Source organism: Paraburkholderia sp. J76 (assembly GCF_905220295.1).
Lineage (GTDB): Bacteria > Pseudomonadota > Gammaproteobacteria > Burkholderiales > Burkholderiaceae > Paraburkholderia.
Genome location: NZ_CAJMZJ010000021.1, coordinates 44,456 through 68,197, shown reverse-complemented (window position 1 = coordinate 68,197; position 23,742 = coordinate 44,456). Strand labels below are relative to the sequence as shown.

The window sequence follows — 23,742 nt, the reverse complement described above, 5'->3', positions numbered from 1 at the left end:
CCCTCGTTGTGAGGGGGGACCCGTGGGCGTAGATTTGCGAAGGTTGAGGGTGCAGCGCCCTCACTCAGGCGCGCACTGTGCCCGCATCGCTTCAGACTGGGTGACGCCTTAACATGCCTCTTTCCAAAAGCCTGGCTTCCACCAGATTCTCGCCCCCGCGTATCGGCGCGAAATACGTCACGCGCGCTGACCTGCTCGCGCAACTCAAGCGCATGCAGTATTGCCGGCTTGCGCTCGTCACCGGCAGCGCGGGCTACGGCAAGACGACCTTGCTCGCGCAATGGCGTCAGACCTGCATGAAGGCAGGCGCCGAGGTGGCGTGGCTCTCGCTCACTTCGGACGACAAAGGGTATGTCGACTTCTGCACCGCCTTGTTTGCTGCGATGCAGCGAATCGGCGTCGCGGTGGAGATGGAACTGCCGCTCGAAAACCCGAGCGCCGCGGCCATGGATGCCGCAATCGCCGCGATCGTCGAGGCGGCGGTCGATCTTCCAAAAGAGCTGTATCTGATCGTCGACGACTATCACTTCGTCGAGGCGCCGCTCGCGCACAAGTTCATGCAGAAGCTCGTCGATCACGGCCCGGGCAACCTGCACCTCGTGATCGGCTCGCGCCTCACGCCCGCGCTGAGCCTGAGCCGGCTGCGCATGATGGACCAGATCGTCGAGATCGATAGCGCGGGGCTGCCCTTCGACCTTGCCGAAACGCGGACCTTCATCGACGAAAATCTCGGCGCGGGCAAGATCAACGCCGACGAACTCACGCTCATTCACGAGCTGACGAACGGCTGGCCATCGTGCATTCAGCTTATCGTCATCATGCTCAAGAACCGGCCCGACACGCGCGCCATGCTGCGCGACCTGGTCTGGCGCTCAAGCGATCTGCAGACCTATCTGAGCGAAGAGGTGATGGCGCATCTGCCCGCCGAGCTTGCCGAATTCGCCGAAGGGCTCTCGATCCTGCGACGCTTCAGCGCCTCGCTCGCGCACGCCGTCACCGGCCAGGTTCACGCGGCCGATCTGCTCCAGCGCATGGAGGACGAAAACCTGCTGATCATCCGCGTCGATTCCGACGACCGCGCGGCGTGGTTTCGCTTTCACCCGCTCTTCGGCGAATTCCTGGCGACGCGGCTCGCACGCCGCGAACCCGGCGTCGTGCGTGAGCTGCACCGCCGCGCGAGCCGCTGGTACGCAGCCCATGGATCGCTGGCGGAAGCGGTGCGCCACGCGAGCCTGGGCGAAGACGTCGATTTCGCCGCATCCGTCATCGAACGCGCGGCGCCGGCCACGTGGAGCCTCGAATATTTGAGTCCCACGCTGCACCTGCTGGAGCGCCTGCCCGAGGAAACGCTATTCACCTATAAGCGGCTTCTGTTCATTGCCTGCCTGACCGTGGCGCTCACCACGCGCCCCGCGAAGGCGAAGGCATGGCTCGCGCAATTGCAGGCCAGCGCGCTCTCCGCGCACCCGGAGATTGCGCGCAGCCTGCCGTTGATTCATGCCGCCATCGCGTTCCAGCACGACGACACGCAATGCATGATCGACCTGCTCGAACCGCTGCGCGACGACTCGCTCGAAAACCCTTTCCTGCAATATCTTCTGGTTGCCGAGCTCTGCGCCGCCTACGGCGCGGCGGGTCGTTATGCCGAAGCAAAGCAGTTGTTCGATCTCCACCCGGTTCCCCCAGCGGACCGCGACAACGACATGGCGCTTGTCGCGCAGGCCACGCGTACGAGCGCGATGCTGCTGCAAGGGCGCGTTCGCGAAGCCGAACGCGAGAGTTCGGCGTTGCTCGCGCGCTCGGTTCATGCGGTCGGGCGCTATTCGATCAGCGCCAATATCTGTGCAAGCGTGCTCGTGGATGCGTACTACGAACTCGACCGCATCGACGACGCGCGCGAAACGATCGCGAACCGCCGCGGGCTGCTCCAGTCGTCCGGCCCCGACGTGATGATCCGCACGTCGCTGTGCCGGGCGCGGCTCGACCTGCTGCAGGAGAGCCCCGAGGCCGCGCTAGCCTTCTTGCAGCACCAGACCGAGCATTTACGCAGCATGCGTCAACCGCGAGCGGTCACGCACATGCTCGCGGAACAGGTCAAGATCCTGCTGCTCAAGCACGACCATACGCGCGTGCGCGAAACACTGGGTTTGCTGGAACAGATCGCGCAGGCGCATCCGTCCGAGCAAGGCTACCGCGCGGAAATTCCCGCGATCGTGGCGCTGGCGCGCGCGCGCTCCTTGTGCGATGAACAGCCTGAAGACGCGCTGCGAGCGCTTCAGGTCACGCGCAGCCACGCCGAGGCGTTCGGACGCGCACGCCTCGCCGCGCTCGCCGATCTGCTCTCGGCGATCATCTTCTCGGAACAAAAGCGTGCCGAAGACGCTCTGGTCTGCGCCACGCGCGCGCTCGAAACGGCTCAACGCTGCGGCCTCGTGCGCACGTTCGTCGACGAAGGCGCGGCCGCCGGCAAGCTGCTCGCGACATTGGTGCGCGAGCGCAAGCTCGAGGGCACGGCCCTTCACTACGCGAACGAATTGCTCGAGAAGTTTCCCGATAGCGCGGTGCCGGAAGGCGCCGCCGGTTCGGCGCGCCGCGCGGCCGGCTCGAAGCTGCAACCCCAGCTCACCCAGCGCGAGGTGGAGATCCTGGGCCTCGTTGCGCAGGCCATGTCGAACAAGCGGATCGCCCTCGCGCTGAACATCACGCTCGAAACGGTCAAGTGGAACCTGCGCAACATCTTCGCCAAGCTGGGCGTATCGAGCCGCTACGACGCCATGGTCTGGGCGCGCCAGCATGACTTGATCCAGTAGCGGCTCGCCTCCTAGAACCAGGCGTCCTCCATGTCGAGCGCGCTACGGTCGAGCGAGTGCAGCAGGTCGAACTGTGCAAAGACGCGCGGCAATTCCCAGCGAAAGAAGTAGCGCGCCGCCGCGAGCTTGCCGAGATAGAACGAGGCGTCGCCGCCGCGCGAGCCTGAGGCCATTGCGGCGTGAGCGGCCAGCGCCTGTTCCAGCCAGATCCACGCCAACGTGACATGGCCGAACGCTTCGAGATAGAGCGAGGCGTTCGCGAGCGTCAGGTGCGGGTTGGCCGCCGCCCACATATGCTGCGTCGCCTCCGTGAGACGCGACATGGCCGCGCTCAGGCCGCGCGCGAACGCCTGCACGTCGGCATCGTCCCGTTCCAGCGCGCGGGCAATCGTCGCCTGCATCGTCTCATCGAGCGCTCGCAGGGCCGCGCCGTCTTTCATCGTCACCTTGCGTCCGAGCAGGTCGATTCCCTGGATGCCGTGCGTGCCCTCGTGAATGGGATTGAGCCGGTTGTCGCGGTAGAACTGCTCGACGTTGTATTCGCGGGTGTAGCCGTAGCCGCCATGCACCTGGATCGCAAGGCTATTGCCTTCGAGACACCATTGCGATGGCCAGCTCTTGGCAACGGGCGTGAGAATGTCGAGCAAAAGCGTTGCGTGCTCGTGCGCCGCGTCGTCGCCGGCTTCGCGCGCGGCGCGCTCCTCGTCCACGAGCTTCGCGCAGTACAGGTTCAGCGCCAGCGCGCCTTCGGCATAACTCTTTTGCGCGAGCAGCATGCGGCGGATGTCCGCGTGCTCGACCAGTTTCGCCTGGGCGCTTGCCGGGTCCTTGCCGCCGGGGCCGCTCGCGCGGCCCTGCGGGCGGCTGCGCGCGTAGTCGAGCGCGTGCAGGTAACCCGTATAACCGAGCGTCGCCGCGCCTAGCCCCACGCCAATACGCGCCTCGTTCATCATGTGGAACATGCAGGCGAGCCCCTCGCCAGGCTTGCCGACCCGATAGCCGATGGCGCCCGCCGCGCCGCGCGGCCGATACTTCGTGCCTTCGCCGAAATTCAGCAGGCAGTTGGTGGTGCCGCGGTGGCCCATCTTGTGGTTGAGCCCGGCGAGCGCGACGTCGTTGTGTTCGCCGCATGAACCGTCGCCGTTGACGAGATACTTCGGCACGACGAAGAGCGAGATGCCCTTTACGCCCGGCGTGAGCTTGCCGTCGGGTCCGGGAATCTTCGCCAGCACCAGGTGCACGATATTTTCGGAAAGCGCGTGTTCGCCGCCCGAGATCCACATCTTGTTGCCGCGCAGGCGGTATTGCGACCCTAGCGGTGACTCGCCTTCGTATTCGGCGCGGGTCGCGATATCGGAAAGCGACGATCCGGCCTGAGGCTCCGAGAGGCACATGGTGCCGAAAAACCGCCCTTCCATCTCGGGCCGCACGAACGCTTCGACCTGCGCGGGCGTTCCGTGCGCAAGCAGCAGATTCGCGTTGCCGATGGTGAGGAACGCATAACCGGCCGTGGCCACGTTCGCCGCCATGAACCACGCGAAACCGGCTTTTTCGACCACGAGCGGCAACTGCATGCCGCCGAGTTCGTAGTCCTGACCGGCTGCCATGAGCCCCGCCGCGCTAAACGCGGCCAGCGCCGCTTTCACCTCGGGGATGACGTGGACCGTCTCGCCGTCGAAGCGGGGCTCCTCCTGATCGCTCTTCTTGTTGTGCGTTGCGAAGCACTCCGTAGCGATCTGCTCGCAGGTGTCGAGCGCCGCCTCGAAGGTTTCGCGCGAATGATCCGCATAGCGGGAGATGCGAGTGAGCGCCTCGACGTCCAGCCATTCGTACAGCAGGAAGCTCAGGTCGCGGCGGGAGAGAATCAAGGACATGACAGACTCCGGCTCACAGCACTTCGAACAGGCCCGCGGCGCCCTGGCCGCCGCCGATGCACATCGTCACCACGACATGCTTGACGCCGCGCCGCTTGCCTTCGATGAGCGCATGCCCGACAAGGCGCGAACCCGAAACCCCGAACGGATGCCCGACCGCGATCGCGCCGCCGTTGACGTTCAGCCGTTCCATCGGAATACCGAGCTTGTCCGCGCAGTAGAGCACCTGCACGGCGAAGGCCTCGTTGAGTTCCCACAGGCCGATGTCTTCGACCTTGAGTCCCGCCTTCGCGAGGAGCTTCGGAACGGCGAACACCGGGCCGATACCCATTTCGTCGGGCTCGCAACCCGCCACCGCGAAGCCACGGAACACGCCAAGCGGCGCGAGCCCCTTTGCCGCCGCCACGCGCGCGTTCATCACCACGGCTGCCGATGCGCCGTCCGAGAACTGCGAGGCGTTGCCCGCCGAAATCACGCCGCCGGCAAACGCGGTGCGAATCTTCGCGACGCCTTCGAGCGTGGTATCCGCGCGTATGCCTTCGTCCGCGGCAATCGTCACTTCGCGCGAAACGATCTGGCCAGATGCCTTGTCAGTCACGCCGGCGAGGACGGTGATGGGCGCGATCTCCTGATCGAAGAGGCCGGCCGCCTGCGCCGCCGCCGCGCGCTGCTGACTGCGCACGCCATATTCGTCCTGACGCGCCTTCGAAATTCCGTAGCGTTTCGCGACCTGTTCGGCGGTCTGGAGCATGCTCCAGTAAATCTCGGGCTTTTCACGAATGAGCCAGGGATCGGCGGCGAAGATCTGATTCATCTGCCGCTGCGTCCAGGAGATGCTTTCCACGCCGCCCGCCACGAAGATATCGCCCTCTCCGGCAATCACGCGTTGCGCCGCGAACGCGATAGTCTGCAGTCCGGACGAACAGAAGCGGTTCACCGTTGCGCCCGGCACGCCAACCGGGCAGCCCGCGCGCAAGGCGATCTGCCGCGCGATATTGCCGCCGGTCGCGCCTTCGGGGTTCGCGCAGCCCATCAGCACGTCTTCCACCTCCGCCGCGTCGATGCCCGCGCGCGCGATGGCGTGCTCTACGGCATGGCCGCCGAGCGTCGCGCCGTGCGTGAGGTTGAATGCGCCTTTCCAGCTCTTGGCGAGCGCGGTGCGCGCGGTCGATACGATTACTGCCTCATTCATGGTGGATTCCTGGAAATTCGATGAAGTCGATGCTTGCGCGGTCGCGCTCAGTCATTGAAGCCGCGGCCCGCTTGCGCGAGGGCGCGCAGCGAAGGGGCGACCTGCCAGGCGTGACCCTGATAGCCGCGCGCATAGCGCCGCATGGCTTGCTCGACGTTGAAAAGGCCAACCTGGTCGGCGTACAGCATCGGGCCGCCCCGCAATTTCGGGAATCCGTATCCGTTCAGGTACACCATGTCGATGTCCGACGCCTTCGAGGCAATGCCTTCTTCGAGGATCACCGCGCCTTCGTTGACGAGCGCAAAAACCACCCGCTCGACAATCTCCTGATCGCTGATTTCGCGGCGCGCAATGCCGAGGTCCTTCGAGTGCTGCACGATCATCTCGTTGACGAGTTGGCTCGGATACGCTTTGCGGTCGCCCGGCTTGTAGTCGTACCAGCCCGCGCCGGTCTTTTGGCCGAAGCGTCCCATCTCGCACAGCAGATCGCCCGCCCTGGAGTAGTTGAATTCGGGCTGCTCGACGGCGCGGCGCTTGCGGATAGCCCAGGCGATGTCGTTGCCCGCCATGTCGATCATGCGGAACGGCCCCATGGCGAAGCCGAACTTCTCGATCGCACGGTCCACCTGCTCGGGCAGCGCGCCCTCGTCGAGCAGAAAACCGGCTTGACGGCTGTACTGTTCGAGCATGCGGTTGCCGATGAAGCCGTCGCACACGCCGGATACCACCGCAACCTTGCGGATTTTCTTCGCGAGCTGCATTACCGTGGCGAGCACGTCCTTCGCGGTATGGTCGCCGCGCACCACTTCGAGCAGCTTCATGACGTTCGCGGGGCTGAAGAAGTGCATGCCGACCACGTCCTGCGGACGCCGCGTGAACGATGCGATCCGGTTCACGTCGAGCGTGGACGTATTCGATGCGAGAATCGCGCCCGGCTTCATGACTTCGTCGAGCATGCGAAACACGTCCTGCTTCACGCCGATATCCTCGAACACGGCTTCGATCACGAGGTCGGCGTCCTTGATGTCGTGATACGAGAGCGTGGTCGAGAGCAGCCCCATGCGCGCCTCCAGCGCTTCGAGCGTGAGCTTGCCCTTTTTCATGCTGTTTTCGTAGTTGCGGCGAATCGTGGCCACGCCGCGCTCCAGCGCCTCGGCTTTCGTTTCCAGCAGCGTCACCGGAATGCCGGCGTTCAGGAAGTTCATGCCGATGCCGCCGCCCATCGTGCCCGCGCCGATCACGGCGACCTTCGCGATGCGACGCGGCAGCGTGCTGGCAGGCACGTCCGGAATCTTGCTCGCGGCGCGCTCGCCGAGGAACGCGTGACGCAGCGCGCGCGCCTCGGCCGTGCCGAGCAGGGACATGAAGGCTTCGCGCTCGACCTCGATGCCCTGTTCGAACGGCTTGAGCGACGCGGCCACGGCATCCACGCATCGCGCGGGGGCGGGAAACGGTCCGGCGTTCGCGGCAACGGTCGTGCGCGCGAATCCGAGCCATGCCTCGGCGTTGGCGTGCTCCACGCGCAGGTCGCGCAGACGCGGATGCACGCTCTTCTCGTTTGCAACGCGCTGAGCGAGACGCACGGCTGCATCGAGCACGTCCGCCTCGACGACTTCGTCGAACAGGCGCGTGCCGGCGAGCGATTCCGCTTTCACCGTGTTGCCCGACACGATCATGTTCAGCGCGGCTTCGAGTCCGATCGCCCGTGGCAGACGCTGCGTGCCGCCCGCGCCGGGCAGCAGCCCCAGATTGACTTCGGGCAGCGCGATCTGCGTACCGCGCGCGGCCACGCGATAATGGCAGCCCATCGCGAGTTCCAGGCCGCCGCCCATCGCAACCGAATGCAGCGCCGCCACGACGAGCTTGGCCGCCGCCTCGATCGACGCGATCACCGTGTGCAGGCTCGGCTCCTGAAGCGCCATGGGCGTGCCGAATTCGCGAATGTCGGCGCCGCCGGAGAATGCGCGGCCCGCGCCCGTGAGCACGATCGCCTTGACCGCGGCGTCGTCGAGCGCCTGACTCAGGCCATTGAGAATGCCGACGCGGGTGCTGTGTCCAAGGCCGTTGACAGGGGGATTGTCGAGGGTGATGACGGCCACGCCGTCACGGACCTGATACTGCGCTGTCATGCTGTTTCCTTGTGTCTCTAGGTGATGGCGAGGCCGCCTGGCGGGCAGGGCGAGAGGCCCGGCGCTTCGTCTGCTGCGCTTCGTCTGCTGCGCTTCGTCTGCTGCGTTTCGTCCGCTGCGTGCCGGTCGCGGCGTTTCGGCGCGCTCGGGCGCCAGGGCGCAATCGCACAGCGTGTTAAGTGCGAGAAGTTAATCACCTTTCATCCACGCTCTTCCCCCTCATTAGGAGGGGGACGGCCGCACGCGCACGCGCCCTATCCTGCCGGCACGGCGCAGGCATTTATCCACGCCTGCGCTCGCACGATCATCCAGGGGCCGCAGACATGAACGACACCACTGAAACCCGACGCCTGCTGCATACGCGCAAAGTGCTTTGCGAGGCGTTTCAGCGCAGCGACGGCCGCTTCGAAATCGAGGGCCGCATGCAGGACATCACGCCCGGCGGCACTGATCTGATTCTCAAGATCATCCCGCCCGGCGCGCATCTGCACGACATGCGCATGGTCATGACCCTCGACGCCGATCTGGTCATTCAGGACATCTCGGCGCGGATCGAAGCAAGCCCTACGGTGTTTTGCCACGAGATCGAATCCGCTTATGCGGGGCTCGTCGGGATTCGCATCGGTCCGGGATTTCGACAGCAGGTCAAGGCGCGCGTGGGCGGCATCAAGGGCTGCACGCATCTCACCGAATTGCTCGGTCCCATGGCGACGACGGCAATGCAGGCTCACTTCGCGATTCAGCGCGCCTCGCCGCAATGGCGCGCGCGTCTCGAAGGCGATGCGCCGCTCGCGGCTCCCCCGTTCATCGATAGTTGTCACACGCATCGCGCAAACGGCGACGCCGCGAAGATCTATTGGCCAGAACGACGCCGCCAGCGCGAGCGCATCGACGCGGCATCCTGAGCGCAAAGCCACTTGAAATCCCTCAGCCATTTTCATTCGTTCTCCTTCCTTCCGGGCGGAGACAGTCAGACCATTCAGGAAGAACCATGAGCTACACCGCGCCCACCCAGGACATGATGTTCGTGATGACCGAACTCGCCGGCCTCGACACGATCGCCAGTCTTCCCGGTTGTCAGGACGCGACGCGCGAAACGGCGCAAGCCGTTCTCGCGGAAGGCGCGAAGTTTTGCGAGGAAGTGCTCGCTCCGTTGAACGCGTCGGGCGACCGCAATCCGGGCGTGTGGCATGACGGCGAGGTGAATGCGTCGCCGGGTTTCGGCAAGGCGTTCGCGCAATTCGTCGAAGGCGGCTGGCAGGGCCTGATGCATCCCGCGGAATACGGCGGCCACGGCTTGCCCAAACTGTTCGCGGCGCCGAGCCTCGAAATGCTCAAGGCGGCCAATCTGTCGTTCGCGACCTGCCCATCGCTCACGGACGGCGCAATCGAGGCGCTTTTGCTTGCGGGTTCCGACGCGCTAAAGGCGCTGTATCTGCCGAAGCTGATTAGCGGCGAATGGACCGGCACGATGAACCTGACCGAGCCTCAGGCCGGTTCCGATCTCGCCATGCTGCGCGCGAGGGCAGAACCCGCGGAAGACGGTACTTACCGCATTTTCGGCACCAAGATCTTCATCACGTGGGGCGAGCACGACATGGCGGCGAATATCGTGCATCTCGTGCTCGCGCGCACACCCGACGCGCCCGAGGGCGTCAAGGGCATCTCGCTCTTTCTCGTGCCCAAATTCGTGCCGGGCGCGGACGGCGCTATCGGCGAGCGCAACGACGTACAGTGCGTTTCGATCGAACACAAGCTCGGCCTCAAGGCGAGCCCGACCGCCGTTCTGCAGTTCGGCGACGAGGGCGGCGCGAGGGGCTTCCTGATCGGCGAGGAGAACCGCGGCCTCGAATACATGTTCGTCATGATGAACGCGGCGCGCTTTGCCGTTGGGCTGCAGGGCATCGGTCTTGCCGAGCGCGCCTACCAGAAAGCCGCAGCCTATGCGAAGGAACGCGTGCAAGGCCGACCGGTAGACGGCTCCGCGAACCAGCCTGTTCCCATCGTTCGCCATCCCGATGTGAAGCGCATGCTCACGGCAATGCGCGCCCTCACGGAAGGGGCGCGCGCGCTCGCCTATGTGGCGGCTTCGCACTTCGATCTCGCGCGGCACCACGCTGACGAAACGGTGCGTGCGAAACACCGCGCCATCCACGAATACCTCGTGCCCATCGTCAAAGGCTGGAGCACGGAACTCTGCGTCGAAGTGACGAGCCTGGGCGTTCAGGTCCACGGCGGCATGGGATTCATCGAGGAAACCGGCGCCGCGCAGTATTACCGCGACGCGCGCATTCTGCCGATCTACGAAGGCACCACGGCGATTCAGGCCAACGATCTCGTGGGGCGAAAAACGGTACGTGACGGCGGCGCGGTGGCAAGACAGATGCTCGCGTGCATCGAACAAACGCTCGCGGAACTGCGCGCGTATCGCGCGTTCGACACTCGCCCGGAATTTGCCGCGATGCACCGGCATCTCGACGCCGGCCGCACGTCGATGGCGCGGGCCGTCGACTTCATGCTCGCCAATGCGAAGGCCGATCCCAACGTGGCTTTCGCAGGCAGCGTGCCGTATCTGCTGCTTTCGGGCATCGTACTATGCGGCTGGCAGATGGCGCGCGCGCTGATCGCGGCATACGACCACCTCTCGCTCGACGCGGCGTTCCACGGCGCGAAAATGGCGACCGCGCATTGCTATGCCACGCATATCCTGCCGCGCGCACTGAGTCTCGAAGTCACGATCTTGAGCCAGCGAAGCAACGAAGGCGTGCTCGCGCTCGGCGACGATGACTTCTGAGCGCGGCGGCGTGCCCGGTGCAGGCGATATCGTCGCGCCGCTCAGAGCGTGGCGCGATAGATGCCGCGCACGTCGTCCAGCGCGAGTTCACGTTGGCTGGTGGCCAGGAACGGCGCCTCGTTCATCGCGTCCGCGGCAAGCTGTTCGATGTCGGCATCCCCCGCGCCGACATCGCGCAGGCGCGCAGGCAGTCCCAGCGAGCGCGGCAGCGCCTCGAAATACGCGATCAGCAACGCCGCCCTGCTCGCCACCGTTCCCGTAATGCCGGGCAACACATAGCCCGCGAGATGCGCGTACAGGTCGGCCGCGCTGTGGAGATTGAAGCGCATCAACTGCGCGAATACGAGCGCGTCGGCAACACCATCCGACACGCGAAAATGCGCGCCGAGCGGATGCGCCAGCGCCTGCACGACCGCCGCCGGCGCGTTGCCGAACGCCATGCCCGCGAGGCAGGCGCCGGTCAGCATCCGCTCCCGCGCCTCGATATCGTCGGGATTGTGGCAGGCGGTGTGCACATTCGACGCCAGCAAATCCAGCGCCCTGCACGCGAAGCTATCGGAGATGGGGTTTTTCAGCCGAGGGGAAGTGAATGCCTCGATCGCGCGAATCATCGCGGCGATACCGGTCGCCGCCGTGATTTCCGGCGGCGATGCGGTGGTCAGCGTGGCGTCGAGCAGCGCGACGTCCGCGAGCAGGTGCGGCGAGACAACGAAATCGCACCGGCCGCTGCGTCGCGTCACGACTGCGCGCGCGCTGACTTCGGCGCCGCCGCCAGCGGTCGTCGGCACAAGAACGAGCGACAAGCGCGGCCCGCGCGCCCGATCCACCCCGCACACATCCGCCAGCGACTCTCCGCTCCTCGCAAGCAAAGCCGCGATCTTCGCCGTGTCGAGCGAGCTGCCGCCGCCGAGCCCGACGATGCAATCCACTTGTCCCACCCGCGCACATTGCGCGGCCGCCTCGACGATTGACTCCTGCGCACGCGGCTGCACGTCGCGGAACACCCTGCACTGGATATCCTCGCATTCGAGGGCCCGTGGCATATACGTAGCGGGTCCTGACGAACCCAATGCCGCATCGGTTACGACCAGCACCGATCGGCTGCCCAGTTTGCGCAGATGCGACGCGAGGCGGCTCGCCCCTGCCCGCTCGACCACGATCGAGCGCACTGTGCTGAACGAGAAGTCTGTCAATCCGCCACCCTGCGAAAATTTACGATCCAGACCGGGTAAGCATGCTCAGGCGACGCTGCTCACGCCGCCGTCCACCGCCAGTATCTGCCCCGTGATATGTTTGCCTGCGTCGCTCGCAAACAGGACGGCCGCGCCTTTCAGATCCTCGTCGTCGCCGAGGCGCCGCAGCGGCACGCGGGCGCACATGTTCTCGACGCCCCAGCGGTGCAGCGAATCCTGAGTCATCTTCGACGGGAAAAAGCCCGGTGCGAGCGCGTTGACGGTGATGCCATGCTCGCCCCATTCGGCCGCCAGCGCGCGCGTGAAATTCACCACCGCGCCTTTGGACGTGTTGTACGCGATCGTCTCCATCGTGCCGGGCACGTTGCCCGCGAGTCCCGAGATCGAGGCGATGTTGATGACCCGCCCGTAGCGGTTGGGAATCATCGAAAGTTTGCCGATGCGCTGCGTGAGCAGGAAGAGGCCACGGATATTCAGGTTCATCACCTTGTCCCACGCCTCGATCGAATGATCTTCGGCGGGCGCGCCCCAGGCCGCCCCGGCGTTGTTCACGAGGATGTCCACGCGTCCGAACTGCGCCAGCGTCTGGTCGGCGAGATGCGCGATATCCGCCTCGCTTGCGCCATTGGCGGTAATGCATTCCGCCTCGATCCCGCTATCGCGCAACAATTGCCTCGCTTGCGCCAGTTCGTCCGCCTTGCGGGCCGAAAGCATGACGCGCGCGCCCTGCTCACCGAGCGCCTCGGCAAGCTGCAGGCCAAGCCCGCGCGAGCCGCCCGTCACGAGGGCCGTTTTCCCCTTCAGGTCGAAGAGTTGTTTCACTGTACGCATAGTCGCTTCTTTACGGTTGGAAGTTCTGCCATGGCGCGCCGGCGCGCGGCCGCATGGGTGCAGCACACCCAGTTAATCAGCTTTTGAGCCGGCGCTCTCCCCTCGTTAGGAGTGGGCCGCCCGCGCGACCCTGCGGCCTATTCTCTTGACGGGATTGGGACGCTCCCGTTTTTACCCCGCTTTTTCCCCGCTTCTGCTCGCTCACTCCTCGCGTCATCCGCTTTCCCGCAGATCAATCGCGCGAGCGCTGCTCCTTCTCTTCGCAGGAAGAACAATGAATCAATTCCACGGTAAGGTCGCCGTCATTACAGGTGCGGCTTCTGGCTTCGGCAAGGCGTTTGCCGCACATGGCGCGAAGCTCGGCATGAAACTCGTGCTGGCCGACATCCAGCAGGATGGACTCGACGCCACGGCGTCCGAACTCCGCGCTCAGGGCGCGACGGTGGCGGCGTTGCGTACCGACGTGTCGGTATCGAGCCAGGTGCAGGCGCTCGCGGATCTGGCCATGAACACGTTCGGCGAGGTCAATCTGCTGTTCAACAATGCGGGTGTGGGCGCCGGCGGCCTGGTTTGGGAAAACAGCGAAAAGGACTGGGAGTGGGTGCTCGGCGTGAATCTCAACAGCGTGATTCATGGCATCCGCATCTTCACGCCGTTGATGCTCGAAGCGGCGGCGCGCGACGCGGCGTACGAAGCGCACATCGTCAATACGGCTTCGATGTCGGGCCTCGTCAACGCGCCGACCATGGGCGTGTACAACGTCTCGAAGCATGCTGTGGTCTCCCTCAGCGAAACGCTCTACCACGACCTCGCGCTCGTCACGGATCAGATTCACTGCTCCGTGCTGTGCCCTTACTTCGTTCCGACCGGCTTCAACCAGTCCCGTCGCAACCGGCCCGCCAACCTGGCGAACGCTCAAACGCCCACGCGCTCGCAGCAGGTTGCGCAACATATGTCCGACAAGGCCGTCACCTCGGCGAAGATCAGCGCCCAGGAGATTGCGCAATTGACCTACGACGCCGTGCACGCAGCCGACTTCTACATTTACTCGCACCCCAACGCCATGCAGCCTGTGACGAGCCGCTTCGATCATCTGATTGCCGGGCGTAATCCGGGCGACCCCTATGCAGGGCGTCCCGAGCTTCGGGAGAACCTCGCCAGGGCACTGCGGGGTTAGGCCAGATGGAAATACGCCCGCGTGCTGGCACGCGGGCGTATCGAAACCGGGCGGGCCGGCTCACAGACTATTGAAGCGCTCTGGCTTCCGATTCGAATATCACTGCCTGCTTCATTTCAGCCCACGCATGCGCCACGGGCAGATAGCGTTCTTCGATCACGGCGCGCCGGATTTTGAGCGTCGGCGTGAGAAAGCCGTTTTCCGTCGCCCAGCGTTCGTCGACGACCACGAAGAAGTCCAGCTTTTCGTGATCCTCCAGCGTCGCATTGATCTCGTCCAGCATGGCGCGCAATTCGGCGCGCAGCTCTTCGCGCACCGCCGCATCCCTCAGTTCGCCTTGCGCGGGAGCCGACAGCATCAGGAGTGCGAACGGTTGCGCGAAAGCCGGGCCCGTGACACAAACCGCCTCCACCTTCGGATGGCTCAGCTTGTTTTCGATGGGCACCGGCACGACATATTTTCCCTTGCTGGTCTTGAAGATCTCCTTGACGCGCCCGGTGATTTTCAGCCTGCCGATTTCATCGAGTTCGCCACGGTCGCCGGTCATGAAATAACCGTCCTCGGACAGGCTCTGCGCCGTCAGTTCGGGCTGCCGGTAGTAGCCGGTCATCATGGTCGGCCCCTTGAGCAGGATTTCGCCGTTTCCGGCGATCCTGCATTCGACGCCCGGCATCGCCTGGCCCGAGTACCCGCTTCGCACGAGCCCAGGGCGACTGTAGTGCGAATACGAGAAGTTCTCGGTCATGCCGTACACGTCCAGCAGTTCGAGCCCCAGCGTGCGGTACCACTGCGTGATTTCCTCGGGCAGCGGCGCGGAACCCGTGAAGGCGAGACGCGTGGCGTCCAGACCGAGCATGGCCAGAATCTGCCGCTTGAGCGCTGCCGCTTCCGGTTGGGAGGTATGAAGCAAGGCCTGCTGGCTTTCGGGCAATTTCGCGCATACGGCCTGGTAGAACTTCGTCCACAGCCTGGGCATGGAGATGAATACCGTTGGACGCGCGCGCTTCAGATCTTCGGCGAAGGTCGCGAGACCGTCATTGAAGTACACATGAAAGCCATGACACAGCGAATTCGCCTCGACAAACGAGCGCTCGGCGGTGTGGGCCAGCGGCAAGTACGAGAGCACGCGGTCGTCCGGCGTGAATGCGCTGAAGATGCCGGACTGTACAGCGAAGGCATGGATCGTGCCGAAGGTGTGCATAACGCCCTTCGGCTGCCCCGTGCTGCCCGACGTATAGATGATGGTTGCCAGCTCGTCGGGCGAAGGCAGATGCACGTCCTGAAGCGGCGCGGTGCTGGCGACGATGTCGCTCCACTGCTCCATCGGCGGCACGGGCGGGGACATCGGCAGGCCCACCAGACGAACGCTTTCGGGCAGAACCTTGCGAATCTCGTCCCACGCGTCGGTCTTGCCGTCGAGCTTGCCGACGAACACCAGACGCACGTCGCAATGTTCGAACACGTATTTCGCGGTGCCCGCGTTGACGGTCGGATAGACCGGCACCGATATGTGGCCGGCGAGCCAGATCGCCAGGTCGGCAATGATCCAGTGCGCGCTGTTCTTGCCCACGATGGATATCGCGCTGCGCGGCGGCAGTTGCAACGACTGCAACCAGGCGGCCATGCGCCGGGCTTCGTTCCCGACCGCGCCCCATGTGTAGTCCACGATCCGTCCGTCCGGCGTTGGCTCGGTCAAATAGATCGCATCGGGCTGCACGCGCTCCCAGTGAAGGAAGCGATGAATCAGGGTTCCCGAATCTGTACTGCTCATCAATGTCTCCACCTTTTTCCTGCTGATTTTGCGTCATCTTTTCGGCAGGCGCTTGCGGCGCCTGCCGCCGAAGTCATGCTACCGCGCCAGCGGCCTTTCCGGAGGAAGCGCCATTCCGTCTTCACCGGCGGGCTGAACGCGCCGATAGCGAGACAGCGCCCGTGCGTCTTTTTCAGGCGCGATCGTCATCATGGCCAGCAAGCCGCTCGCGAGCATCATCGCCCCGCAGATGGCGAAAGACGCTTCGTAGCCGCCTCGCCCCGCAAGGTGTTCAACCACGCGGCCGGTAACGAGGGGCGCGATAAAGCCGGCAATCGACGCGATGGAGTTGTCGATCGCCAGCACCGCCGCGCGCTGCGAAGCGGGCACCACTTCGGCCAGCAGTGCGGGGCCCATCGCCACGTATACGGCAGGACTCGCGAATGCGAGGCTGATGGCGATCACGCTCCCCAGGCGCGCATACGGCGTGAACCAGACCGACATCAGCGCCACGCCCGCGACGATGAACATCAGCGCGGAAACGCGGCCGCGCGCATTGCGGGTCGATACGCCGCGCGCCAGCAAGCGCGCCACGAGCATGGGGCCCACCACACCGGAAACCACGATGAGCGCCGAAAGCAATGCGTACACGCGGCCTGCCTGGATGGCCGGATAACCCAGCCCGATCTGCAGATACGCCGGCAGCCAGGTGATGGCGAGCGCAAAGCACCAGTAACCCGCGAAGTGCAATACGAAACAGGTGAGCACCGTGGGCCGGCGAAGCAGATGCCGGTACGGCACCCGCATGGAGGCAAGCGCCGGGTCCGCATCCGCCGCGCCGCTCTCCACGTTGCCTTCGCGGCCGAACGCGCGCCATACCAGTACCCATAGCAGCCCTGTCAACGCCAGCACGTAGAAGTTGGCGCGCCACCCCCAATGCGTGGTGACGAGGGGAATGACGATGCCGGCGACCACCATGCCGACAGCGCCGCCTTGCGCGAGCACGCCCGTTGCGACATCGCGGCGGCGGTCGGGAAACCACTTGTAGCAAGCGTGAATCGCGACGGGGAACGCGGGCCCTTCCGCGACACCGAGCAGCAAGCGGCAGACCACGAGCACCGCGAGGCTCGACGACAACGCCATGGGAATCTGCAGGACTGACCAGGTGAGCGCCATCAACAGCAGCATGCGGGTGGCGGGTATCCGGTTGGCGGCGAAGCCGCCCGCGACGCCCGCCACAGCGAATAGCCAGAAAAAACTGCTGCCGACGAGGCCGAATTGCGTCGGCGTGAGCTTGAGATCGACCATGAGCGGCACGGCAAGCATGCCCACGGCGAGCTTGTCGATATAGTTCAGCGCCGTGAAGCAGAACAGGAGGCTGGCTGTGCGCCACGCCTTGGCGGGTTGGTAATTCTCTGCCGACATGCAGGCTTCTCCGAAGATGAGGTGCGAACCGCTGCGGGTTCGCCATAGGCGTCTCATGGCCGATGCGCGGCAAGCCGGGCATCGGCCGTGTCTACGGCATTAGCGAAGCGGCGGGATGCTGAAGTTCGTTCGGGGATCGAAGTGATCGAAGCAGGCGAGGAATGCGTGCACGCGCTCGCGGCTGCCCTCGATAACGGCGGTCGAATCGTTGAGCAGCGCATCCACGTCGTACTCGCCCGTGTAGAACTTCGCCCACGCGAGGCGCGGCAGCGCGATGGTGTCGTCCGGACCATGGTAGTGACGCGCCGGCTCCGCCACGAACTCCGCAACGCCATTGCGCACGTGCAGCGCGTAGGTCTTGTCGACGTCCGTGAATCGTACGGCGAGCACCTGGTCGACGCCCTCCGCTTTCTGCGGATCGACGCGCACACGGAAGTGATTCACGAGCACGGCGGGGCTGGTGAGCATCAGGCGCGCCGCCGGCATGAAAAGAACGCGCGGGATTTTCACGCTGCCTTCGAGCGCACGCGCCTGCGAGAGAAGGAACGCACGGGCGATCGAACCGGTCGCCGCCTGCGCCATTTTCCGCAGCGCCGTGGCCTTCACGCGACGCACGGCGGCATCGTACGGATCGAGGCGATAGAGATAGTTGGCGAGTTGCGCGGCCCACGCGTATTCCTTCGCGTCGAGCGCCTTTTCCGCCGCGGCCATCAGCTTTTCGCGGCCGCCGGCCAGTTCGGCCATCTTCTGCGCTTCGACCGTGGTCGGCAGCGTGTTGATGTTGGCCGCGTCGCCATCGAACCATCCCAGCGCATGCTGGAAAATGGCCTGCGGAAACGCGGACAACTCGCCATAGACCTCCGCGTTCTGCGGAATGTCGCGCAACGCCTTCGGCAACGCCAGCGTGTGCTTGAGATCCTGCAGGCAAATGCCTTTCAACGCCCCGCGCACGGTCTGGTCATAGATGAACGCGAGTGCGTCCATATACCCGGTGACCGTCTTGCGGGAGGCTTCTTCCCCCATGATCGGGAACGTGTGCGTCGAAAGCACGTATGCCGGATTGAGGTCGCGAATTTCCCTCAGGCCCATGATCCAGCTTCGCGGGTCGCGGAATGCCGCGCCGCGCAGCGGATAGACGTTGGGAATCGCGTGCCAGAGCAGGTTGGTCAGAACGACCTTCGAATCGGGCAGCCACAGCGTGATGCAATCGTCCGCATCCGAGCCGTAGCGCGTGAAGAACTTCATGCGCACGCCGTCGATGACGATCTCCTCGTCGTTCTGCACGAGGCGCGTGGGCGGCAGCATCGCCCGCTCCGGCTTGAAGTCCATCAGCGGCGCAATGGCGGCGTCGGGTCCTTCCGCCGGCATGAAGTTGTTGAACTGCGTCATGGCGCGAACATTCTGAAGAATGTCCAGCTCGGGGATCGGCAAATCGGGGGAAGCCAGATTCTTCGGCAGATTCGGGTGGGCCACGATCTCCACGTCCGGGTTGCCTTCCGCGATCACGCCGGCGCCCCAGATGTAGTGCCAGTGGCTATAGATGATCGCCGTTACCGGCTTGGCGCTGATCTTTCGAATGTCGCGCAGGATCGTTTCGGCCTCCTTGACGCTGAACCCCGTGTCGTAGACGATCAGCCCGCGCTCGCCTTCGATAACGTGGACATTGACAAGGCTGTGCCCGATCACCGACCAGACGCCATCGACGATCTTGCGAACCTCGGGCGTGTGCGGCTCGGAGGCGTGCAGGCGTTCCAGCGCGACCCGATTGACGACGGCGCCGTTCGGCGCGCTCGCCAGCTCCACCTGCGCGCCCATGTAACGCGCGATCGTCGCGGCGTGAACGTCTGGCGTCCTCGGGAGGGTCATATCGTTTTTGTCGTTGGGAGGTGCGATAGTCATGATCTTCGAATTCCTGCTTTTCTGAAGTGTGTTGTCTGCGCGGCGCGCCGCCAGTACTTCTGGCCAGTAGGCCCCGGCCTCACGTGTAACGGACCCGTCTCCTCAGGCCCGGGCGGATGCCCCAGTCGCGCTGCTGCTGCGCGCCCGGGCAGCTAGCCTGAACGGCGATTGCAACGAGACTGATCAGACGTCATCACAACATAAAAGCGCTATCCTCCTCCCCCCTCTTAACTAGGGGGAAGAGCCCGACGCCAAGGCGGTACGCTCCCTGTCCGACACATGGGCAGCGCTGTCTTGACTGGAATTTGCCTGGTATTTGCCTCGCATTTGCCTGGTTAGCTAGACCATGGCTGCGACATGCCCGATCAGACCCACCTGGACCCACTCCCAAGGAGACGCGCGTGCCCGCCCCGATCCAGCATCACTATGTGACCATCAACACCCATTCGTTTCATTACGCGAGCTGTGGGGCGCCCGATCGTCCGCTCCTGCTCTTCGTTCATGGCTTCCCGGAATGTTGGCGCGCATGGCAGGCGCAGCTCGCCTGGTTCGGTCAGGACTATCACGCGGTCGCGCTGGACACGCGCGGCGTGAACGAGTCAGGCGGCCCGGCGCAAACCGGGGGCTATCGCATGCCTCATCTGGTGGACGATTTACGCGCGCTGATGGACCACCTGGGCCACGAGCAATGTGTGCTGGTCGGTCATGACTGGGGTGGCGCGATTGCCTGCGCGTTCGCGCTCGCTCACCCGGAGCGCCTGCGCGGGTTGGTGATGATCAACATCCCGCACCCGGCCATATTCCAGCGCGAACTCGCGACCAATCCCGCGCAGCAGGCCGCCAGCGCCTATATCCGCCTGTTCGTGCAGGAGGGTTCGGAAGCGCAGGTCTGCGCGAACGATTTCGAATACCTGCGTGGCTTTATCGTGAAGGGAGGCAACTACGAAAGCCTGCCGTCCTGGTTCGACGACACGCTGCAGGCCGAGTATCGGCATATGTGGTCGCGACCTGGTTCGGTTCGCGCCGGGCTCTCCTACTATCGTGCCGCGGTGCCGCATCAGAGCGGCCGCGACAGCACACAGCCGGAACAGCTCGCAATCGCTGCGCACGCGCTCACCGTGCAAGTGCCAACGCTCGTCATATGGGGGGAGCAGGACAAACTGCTCTTGCCCGGATGTCTTGACGGCGCTGAACAATACTTCGCGCAACTATGTATCGAGCGCATTCCGGAGGGGAGCCATTGGGTGGTGCACGAGCAAGGCATGCGAGTGAACCGCGCCATCGAACGCTTTGTCAGCGATCGTTGCGAGTGAGTTGGAGACCGCTTGAGTCCGCAAGCGGTCGTTGCCGGACAACCTGCTCAGGGCCGAATACTCACGTCCCGAACCACGCCGTCATCGAATTCAGCAATCTTGCCCAGCGCGTCGCAGTCGAGCACCTGTATCGTCGAATAGGCGAGCGAGACGACGCCGGCGCTTTCGAGCGCCTTGAGTTCCCGGTTGACGGCTTGCCTCGACGCGCCCAGCAACGCGCCGAATTCTTCCTGCGATAGCTTCAGCGCCAGGGTCACGGTTTCGCCCCGCGTGATTCCGTGAACGGGTAGCAGCGAAGCCAGCGCGCGCGCGACACGCACGCGAAACGGTGCGAGCGCGTTGGCGGAGGCACCGCCGTACAGCACCCGCGAGCGCTTGCAAAACAGCAGCAGAAAAGCGTGGGCAAGGCCTGGGTCTTGACGTAGCGCCTCGAGAACGACATCACGCGGAATTCCCAGCACGACCGCTTCGCCGTGAGCGCGCGCGTCATAAAGCGATCCGCCGCCGTCGATGATCGGAATGAGTCCGTAAATCAGGCCCGCACCGAGATACGCGATAACGAAGTGCTTGCCCGCGAGCGTCGATACCCCGATTTCGAGCGCCCCGGAAAGTACGACGAGCAAGGTTTCGATCGGCTGACCATATGAGGACAGCAAATTCGCATCGGCGAATTTCATGATGCGCCCCGTTTCGACGAAGCGCTCCAGCGTCGTTTCGGCGGTGCCGCGCAGCATGTCCGAACGGGTGAGGATGCGGTGCGCCAGCGCGCGCCACGACGAATCTGCGAATTCTGTCGTCATGGTGACAGATTGATGCGGCGCATCACACCGAAAATCACCATGACACTGGCAACGAGCGTACCGGACACGCTTCACTCCAGAAAAAGCCGAACACGGCTACACACATAACAAGAGGGGCGGCTGTGCCGCGAAAACTGCACAGGCAGCAACGCATCGCGAAAGTTTATACCGGCGCGCGAAGTTTTTTTGTGCCGCGCGGCGAGCGTGCTGCCGAAGGCACTCCGCCACCTCCACTGACACGAGACAGATCTTGACTTCAGCGTCCCACTACCGTCCCCGCCAAGCGTGGTCCGTTGCCGTCCTGCTGGCGGCGCTCGCGACCATCAACTTTCTGGACAAGGTCGTGCTTGGTATGGTCGCCACGCCGCTCATGGCCGAATTCGGCCTGTCGCCGGCCGCGTTCGGCATGGTCGCGGGCAGCTTCTTCTGGCTCTTCTCCGTTTCGAACGTGATAGGCGGATTGCTGGCCGATCGCCTTCCCACGCGTTGGCTGCTTTTGGGCATGGCGGCGATCTGGTCACTGCTGCAATGGCCGCTCGCAGCATCGGGAAGCGTCGTCACGCTCGTCGTGTGCCGGGTCGTGCTGGGCGCGGCCGAGGGTCCGTCCTTTCCCGTCTCGGTTCATGCGCTGTTCAAGTGGTTCCCCGACGACAAGCGCAGCCTGCCCATCGCGATCATCAATCAGGGCGCCGCGCTCGGCGTGATCCTCGCCGGCCTGCTGATGCCGCTTGTCACACACCACTGGGGATGGCGGGTCAACTTCATGGTGCTCGGCGCTATCGGCGTCGCCTGGTGCGTGCTGTGGCTGCGCTTCGGGCAGGAGGGCACGCTGGCGGATCGCGCCGCGCGCGAGACTGCCGCGCGCGTGCCCTATCGGACCATCCTGCGGCAACCGGCGATCCTGCTCGTCTTCCTGTTGAGCTTTGCCGCCTACTGGACCCTCGGCCTCATTCTGACCTGGCTGCCCTCGTATCTGCAGACCGGGCTCGGCTACGACAGCGTGAGCGCCGGCCGCATTTTCGCGCTCGTGGTTCTCTTCAGCGCGCCTGTCACCATCGGGGTCTCGTGGTTTTCGGGACGGCTGCTGGCCCGCGGCACCTCCACGCGCGTCGCACGCGTGCAGATCGTCAACGGTTGCTTCGTGCTCAGCGCCGCCCTGTTTCTCGCCCTCGCGACCCTGAGTCTCACGCCGCTGCAAAAGGTCGTGGTGTTCGCGTTGGCGAGCGCGCTGCCCATGTGCTGCTTCGCTCTCGTCGTGCCGGTCGTCGCCACACTCGTGCCATCGGCTCAGCGCGCCTCCATCATCGCCATCATGACGGCCCTCGCGAGCGTCGCCGGCGCCATCGCACCGCCGGTCACGGGCCGTGTGTTGCAGGCTTATGGCGCGGCGAATGCTCGATCCTACGAAACGGCGTTTCTCATTGGCGCCGCGCTGATGGTGATCGCCGCGCTGCTAGCCGCCTGCTACCTTCATCCCGACCGCCAACGTCACGACACGCCCGCCACGCTAACCCCCGAATCGCCCTGACGCCTTTAACCCAATGTTTCCGACCATGACACCAGACACTTCGCTCCCGCTCGTGACCGCCGACAATTTCGTCAGCGCGGAATCGGACTTCTATTTCGCAGCAGCCGTGCGACAGGGCGGCTTCGGTCGCTTTCACCATCGCCGCGACCTCATGCCCGTGGACCAGCAATCCATCGTGCGGGCCAATCGCGACACGCTCTATTCCGCCGCGGTCTTCGATCTGGACGCGGGCCCTCTGACTATCGCGCTGCCTGAAGCCGGACGAGACTTCCGCTCGCTTCAGGTCATCGACATGAACCACCATGTGCGGGCGGTCGTCTACGACGCGGGCGAGCACACCTTCACCCGCGAGCAGATCGGCACGCGTTACGTTCTGCTGGGCGTGCGCACGCTCATCGATCCCGCCGACCCCGCGCAGATCGCCCGCGCGCACGCGTTGCAGGATTCGATTGCCGTGATGCAGCCCGCGCAGGGCGAATTCGAGGTTGCGCAATGGGATCCCGTCAGCCAGGCGAATGTGCGGGGCGCACTGCGCGCGCTCGGCGCGACCTTGCCCGACTCGCGCGGAATGTTCGGCGCACCGGACGAGGTCGAGCCGGTCCGGCACCTCATTGGTTGCGCGACCGCCTGGGGCGGCAATCCGGAGCGTGATGCGCTGTACCTGACCGTCGCGCCGCGAGCCAACGACGGCCAGACCGTCCATGTATTGCAGGTCGGCGAGGTGCCACTCGACGGATTCTGGTCGATCAGCGTCTACAACCGCGAAGGTTATTTCGAGCCGAACCCGCACGGCGCGTACACGCTCAACAACCTCACGGCGCAACGCGACGACAACGGAGCGATCCGCATTCAGTTCGGCGGCGACCCCGCAGCGGCTTCCAACTGGCTGCCCATCACGCCCGGCTGGAATTACATGGTCCGGCTCTACCGCCCTCACGCGTCGATCCTGAACGGCGAATGGCGCTTTCCCGAAGCACAGCCGCAGCAGTGATTCTGCGCAGCGCGCCGGATCTGCTTTCAACGCACC

At 64.7% G+C, this 23,742-nt stretch carries 16 protein-coding genes; 7 read left to right on the top strand and 9 right to left on the bottom strand.

The window, feature by feature from the left end:
- Window positions 1-113 precede the first annotated feature (113 nt).
- Window positions 114-2,810: a LuxR C-terminal-related transcriptional regulator gene (locus U5768_RS29705; protein WP_322033892.1), complete on the top strand. Its 2,697-nt coding sequence runs from the start codon at window positions 114-116 to the stop codon at window positions 2,808-2,810.
- 11 nt (window positions 2,811-2,821) lie between these two features.
- Here U5768_RS29705 and U5768_RS29700 read toward each other — a convergent pair whose 3' ends face one another.
- Genes U5768_RS29700 through U5768_RS29690 form a run of 3 tightly spaced genes read right to left on the bottom strand, consistent with a single transcriptional unit; the run spans window position 2,822 to window position 8,005 of the window.
- Window positions 2,822-4,684 (bottom strand): acyl-CoA dehydrogenase, encoded by a 1,863-nt coding sequence (locus U5768_RS29700; protein WP_322033891.1) that lies wholly within the window; start codon window positions 4,682-4,684, stop codon window positions 2,822-2,824.
- A 13-nt stretch (window positions 4,685-4,697) separates the two neighbouring features.
- Window positions 4,698-5,876, bottom strand: a complete 1,179-nt coding sequence (locus U5768_RS29695) for an acetyl-CoA C-acyltransferase (protein WP_322033890.1) — start codon at window positions 5,874-5,876, stop codon at window positions 4,698-4,700.
- Window positions 5,877-5,923: 47 nt separating this feature from the next.
- Window positions 5,924-8,005, bottom strand: a complete 2,082-nt coding sequence (locus U5768_RS29690) for a 3-hydroxyacyl-CoA dehydrogenase NAD-binding domain-containing protein (protein ID WP_322033889.1) — start codon at window positions 8,003-8,005, stop codon at window positions 5,924-5,926.
- A 323-nt stretch (window positions 8,006-8,328) separates the two neighbouring features.
- Here U5768_RS29690 and U5768_RS29685 point away from each other — a divergent pair, with 323 nt between their 5' ends.
- Both U5768_RS29685 and U5768_RS29680 read left to right on the top strand, forming a co-directional pair.
- Window positions 8,329-8,910 carry a DUF2889 domain-containing protein gene (locus U5768_RS29685; RefSeq protein ID WP_322033888.1) on the top strand — a complete coding sequence of 194 codons (582 nt, stop codon included), beginning with the start codon at window positions 8,329-8,331 and terminating at the stop codon, window positions 8,908-8,910.
- An 86-nt stretch (window positions 8,911-8,996) separates the two neighbouring features.
- The gene (locus tag U5768_RS29680; protein WP_322033887.1) at window positions 8,997-10,799 is read left to right on the top strand and encodes an acyl-CoA dehydrogenase; all 1,803 of its coding nucleotides are present in this window, start codon (window positions 8,997-8,999) and stop codon (window positions 10,797-10,799) included.
- 41 nt (window positions 10,800-10,840) lie between these two features.
- Here U5768_RS29680 and U5768_RS29675 read toward each other — a convergent pair whose 3' ends face one another.
- A complete protein-coding gene (locus tag U5768_RS29675) occupies window positions 10,841-11,968 on the bottom strand; it encodes an iron-containing alcohol dehydrogenase (protein ID WP_322033886.1) in 1,128 nt (375 codons plus the stop codon).
- 69 nt (window positions 11,969-12,037) lie between these two features.
- Entirely contained in the window at window positions 12,038-12,823 is a 786-nt protein-coding gene (locus U5768_RS29670; protein WP_322033885.1) for an SDR family oxidoreductase, read from the bottom strand.
- A gap of 274 nt (window positions 12,824-13,097) precedes the next feature.
- Here U5768_RS29670 and U5768_RS29665 point away from each other — a divergent pair, with 274 nt between their 5' ends.
- Window positions 13,098-14,000 carry an SDR family oxidoreductase gene (locus tag U5768_RS29665; protein WP_322033884.1) on the top strand — a complete coding sequence of 301 codons (903 nt, stop codon included), beginning with the start codon at window positions 13,098-13,100 and terminating at the stop codon, window positions 13,998-14,000.
- Between the two features lie 67 nt (window positions 14,001-14,067).
- Here the strand turns inward: U5768_RS29665 and U5768_RS29660 are convergent, their stop codons facing one another.
- The 3 genes from U5768_RS29660 to U5768_RS29650 form a co-directional block, all read right to left on the bottom strand.
- The gene (locus U5768_RS29660) at window positions 14,068-15,771 is read right to left on the bottom strand and encodes an AMP-binding protein (protein WP_322033883.1); all 1,704 of its coding nucleotides are present in this window, start codon (window positions 15,769-15,771) and stop codon (window positions 14,068-14,070) included.
- Between the two features lie 78 nt (window positions 15,772-15,849).
- Complete coding sequence (locus tag U5768_RS29655; RefSeq protein WP_322033882.1) at window positions 15,850-17,175, bottom strand: MFS transporter; 1,326 nt, start codon at window positions 17,173-17,175, stop codon at window positions 15,850-15,852.
- A gap of 99 nt (window positions 17,176-17,274) precedes the next feature.
- Window positions 17,275-19,041 (bottom strand): alkyl sulfatase dimerization domain-containing protein, encoded by a 1,767-nt coding sequence (locus tag U5768_RS29650; protein WP_322033881.1) that lies wholly within the window; start codon window positions 19,039-19,041, stop codon window positions 17,275-17,277.
- Between the two features lie 434 nt (window positions 19,042-19,475).
- Between U5768_RS29650 and U5768_RS29645 the strand changes: the two genes are divergently transcribed.
- Window positions 19,476-20,387 (top strand): alpha/beta hydrolase, encoded by a 912-nt coding sequence (locus U5768_RS29645; protein WP_322033880.1) that lies wholly within the window; start codon window positions 19,476-19,478, stop codon window positions 20,385-20,387.
- A 47-nt stretch (window positions 20,388-20,434) separates the two neighbouring features.
- On the opposite strand, the gene U5768_RS29640 is transcribed toward U5768_RS29645, so the two are convergent.
- A complete protein-coding gene (locus U5768_RS29640) occupies window positions 20,435-21,262 on the bottom strand; it encodes a Crp/Fnr family transcriptional regulator (protein WP_322033879.1) in 828 nt (275 codons plus the stop codon).
- A gap of 175 nt (window positions 21,263-21,437) precedes the next feature.
- Between U5768_RS29640 and U5768_RS29635 the strand changes: the two genes are divergently transcribed.
- Together U5768_RS29635 and U5768_RS29630 are read left to right on the top strand one after the other, a co-directional pair.
- Window positions 21,438-22,715 (top strand): MFS transporter, encoded by a 1,278-nt coding sequence (locus U5768_RS29635; protein WP_322033878.1) that lies wholly within the window; start codon window positions 21,438-21,440, stop codon window positions 22,713-22,715.
- 25 nt (window positions 22,716-22,740) lie between these two features.
- Window positions 22,741-23,706 carry a DUF1254 domain-containing protein gene (locus U5768_RS29630; RefSeq protein ID WP_322033877.1) on the top strand — a complete coding sequence of 322 codons (966 nt, stop codon included), beginning with the start codon at window positions 22,741-22,743 and terminating at the stop codon, window positions 23,704-23,706.
- Window positions 23,707-23,742: the final 36 nt, after the last annotated feature.

What these genes read in the sequence shown, in the direction of transcription:
- U5768_RS29705 (WP_322033892.1), top strand. Translation starts at nt 114, where the DNA reads ATGCCTCTTTCCAAAAGCCTGGCTTCCACCAGATTCTCGCCCCCGCGT.
- U5768_RS29700 (WP_322033891.1), bottom strand. Translation starts at nt 4,684, where the DNA reads ATGTCCTTGATTCTCTCCCGCCGCGACCTGAGCTTCCTGCTGTACGAA.
- U5768_RS29695 (WP_322033890.1), bottom strand. Translation starts at nt 5,876, where the DNA reads ATGAATGAGGCAGTAATCGTATCGACCGCGCGCACCGCGCTCGCCAAG.
- U5768_RS29690 (WP_322033889.1), bottom strand. Translation starts at nt 8,005, where the DNA reads ATGACAGCGCAGTATCAGGTCCGTGACGGCGTGGCCGTCATCACCCTC.
- U5768_RS29685 (WP_322033888.1), top strand. Translation starts at nt 8,329, where the DNA reads ATGAACGACACCACTGAAACCCGACGCCTGCTGCATACGCGCAAAGTG.
- U5768_RS29680 (WP_322033887.1), top strand. Translation starts at nt 8,997, where the DNA reads ATGAGCTACACCGCGCCCACCCAGGACATGATGTTCGTGATGACCGAA.
- U5768_RS29670 (WP_322033885.1), bottom strand. Translation starts at nt 12,823, where the DNA reads ATGCGTACAGTGAAACAACTCTTCGACCTGAAGGGGAAAACGGCCCTC.
- U5768_RS29665 (WP_322033884.1), top strand. Translation starts at nt 13,098, where the DNA reads ATGAATCAATTCCACGGTAAGGTCGCCGTCATTACAGGTGCGGCTTCT.
- U5768_RS29660 (WP_322033883.1), bottom strand. Translation starts at nt 15,771, where the DNA reads ATGAGCAGTACAGATTCGGGAACCCTGATTCATCGCTTCCTTCACTGG.
- U5768_RS29655 (WP_322033882.1), bottom strand. Translation starts at nt 17,175, where the DNA reads ATGTCGGCAGAGAATTACCAACCCGCCAAGGCGTGGCGCACAGCCAGC.
- U5768_RS29650 (WP_322033881.1), bottom strand. Translation starts at nt 19,041, where the DNA reads ATGACCCTCCCGAGGACGCCAGACGTTCACGCCGCGACGATCGCGCGT.
- U5768_RS29630 (WP_322033877.1), top strand. Translation starts at nt 22,741, where the DNA reads ATGACACCAGACACTTCGCTCCCGCTCGTGACCGCCGACAATTTCGTC.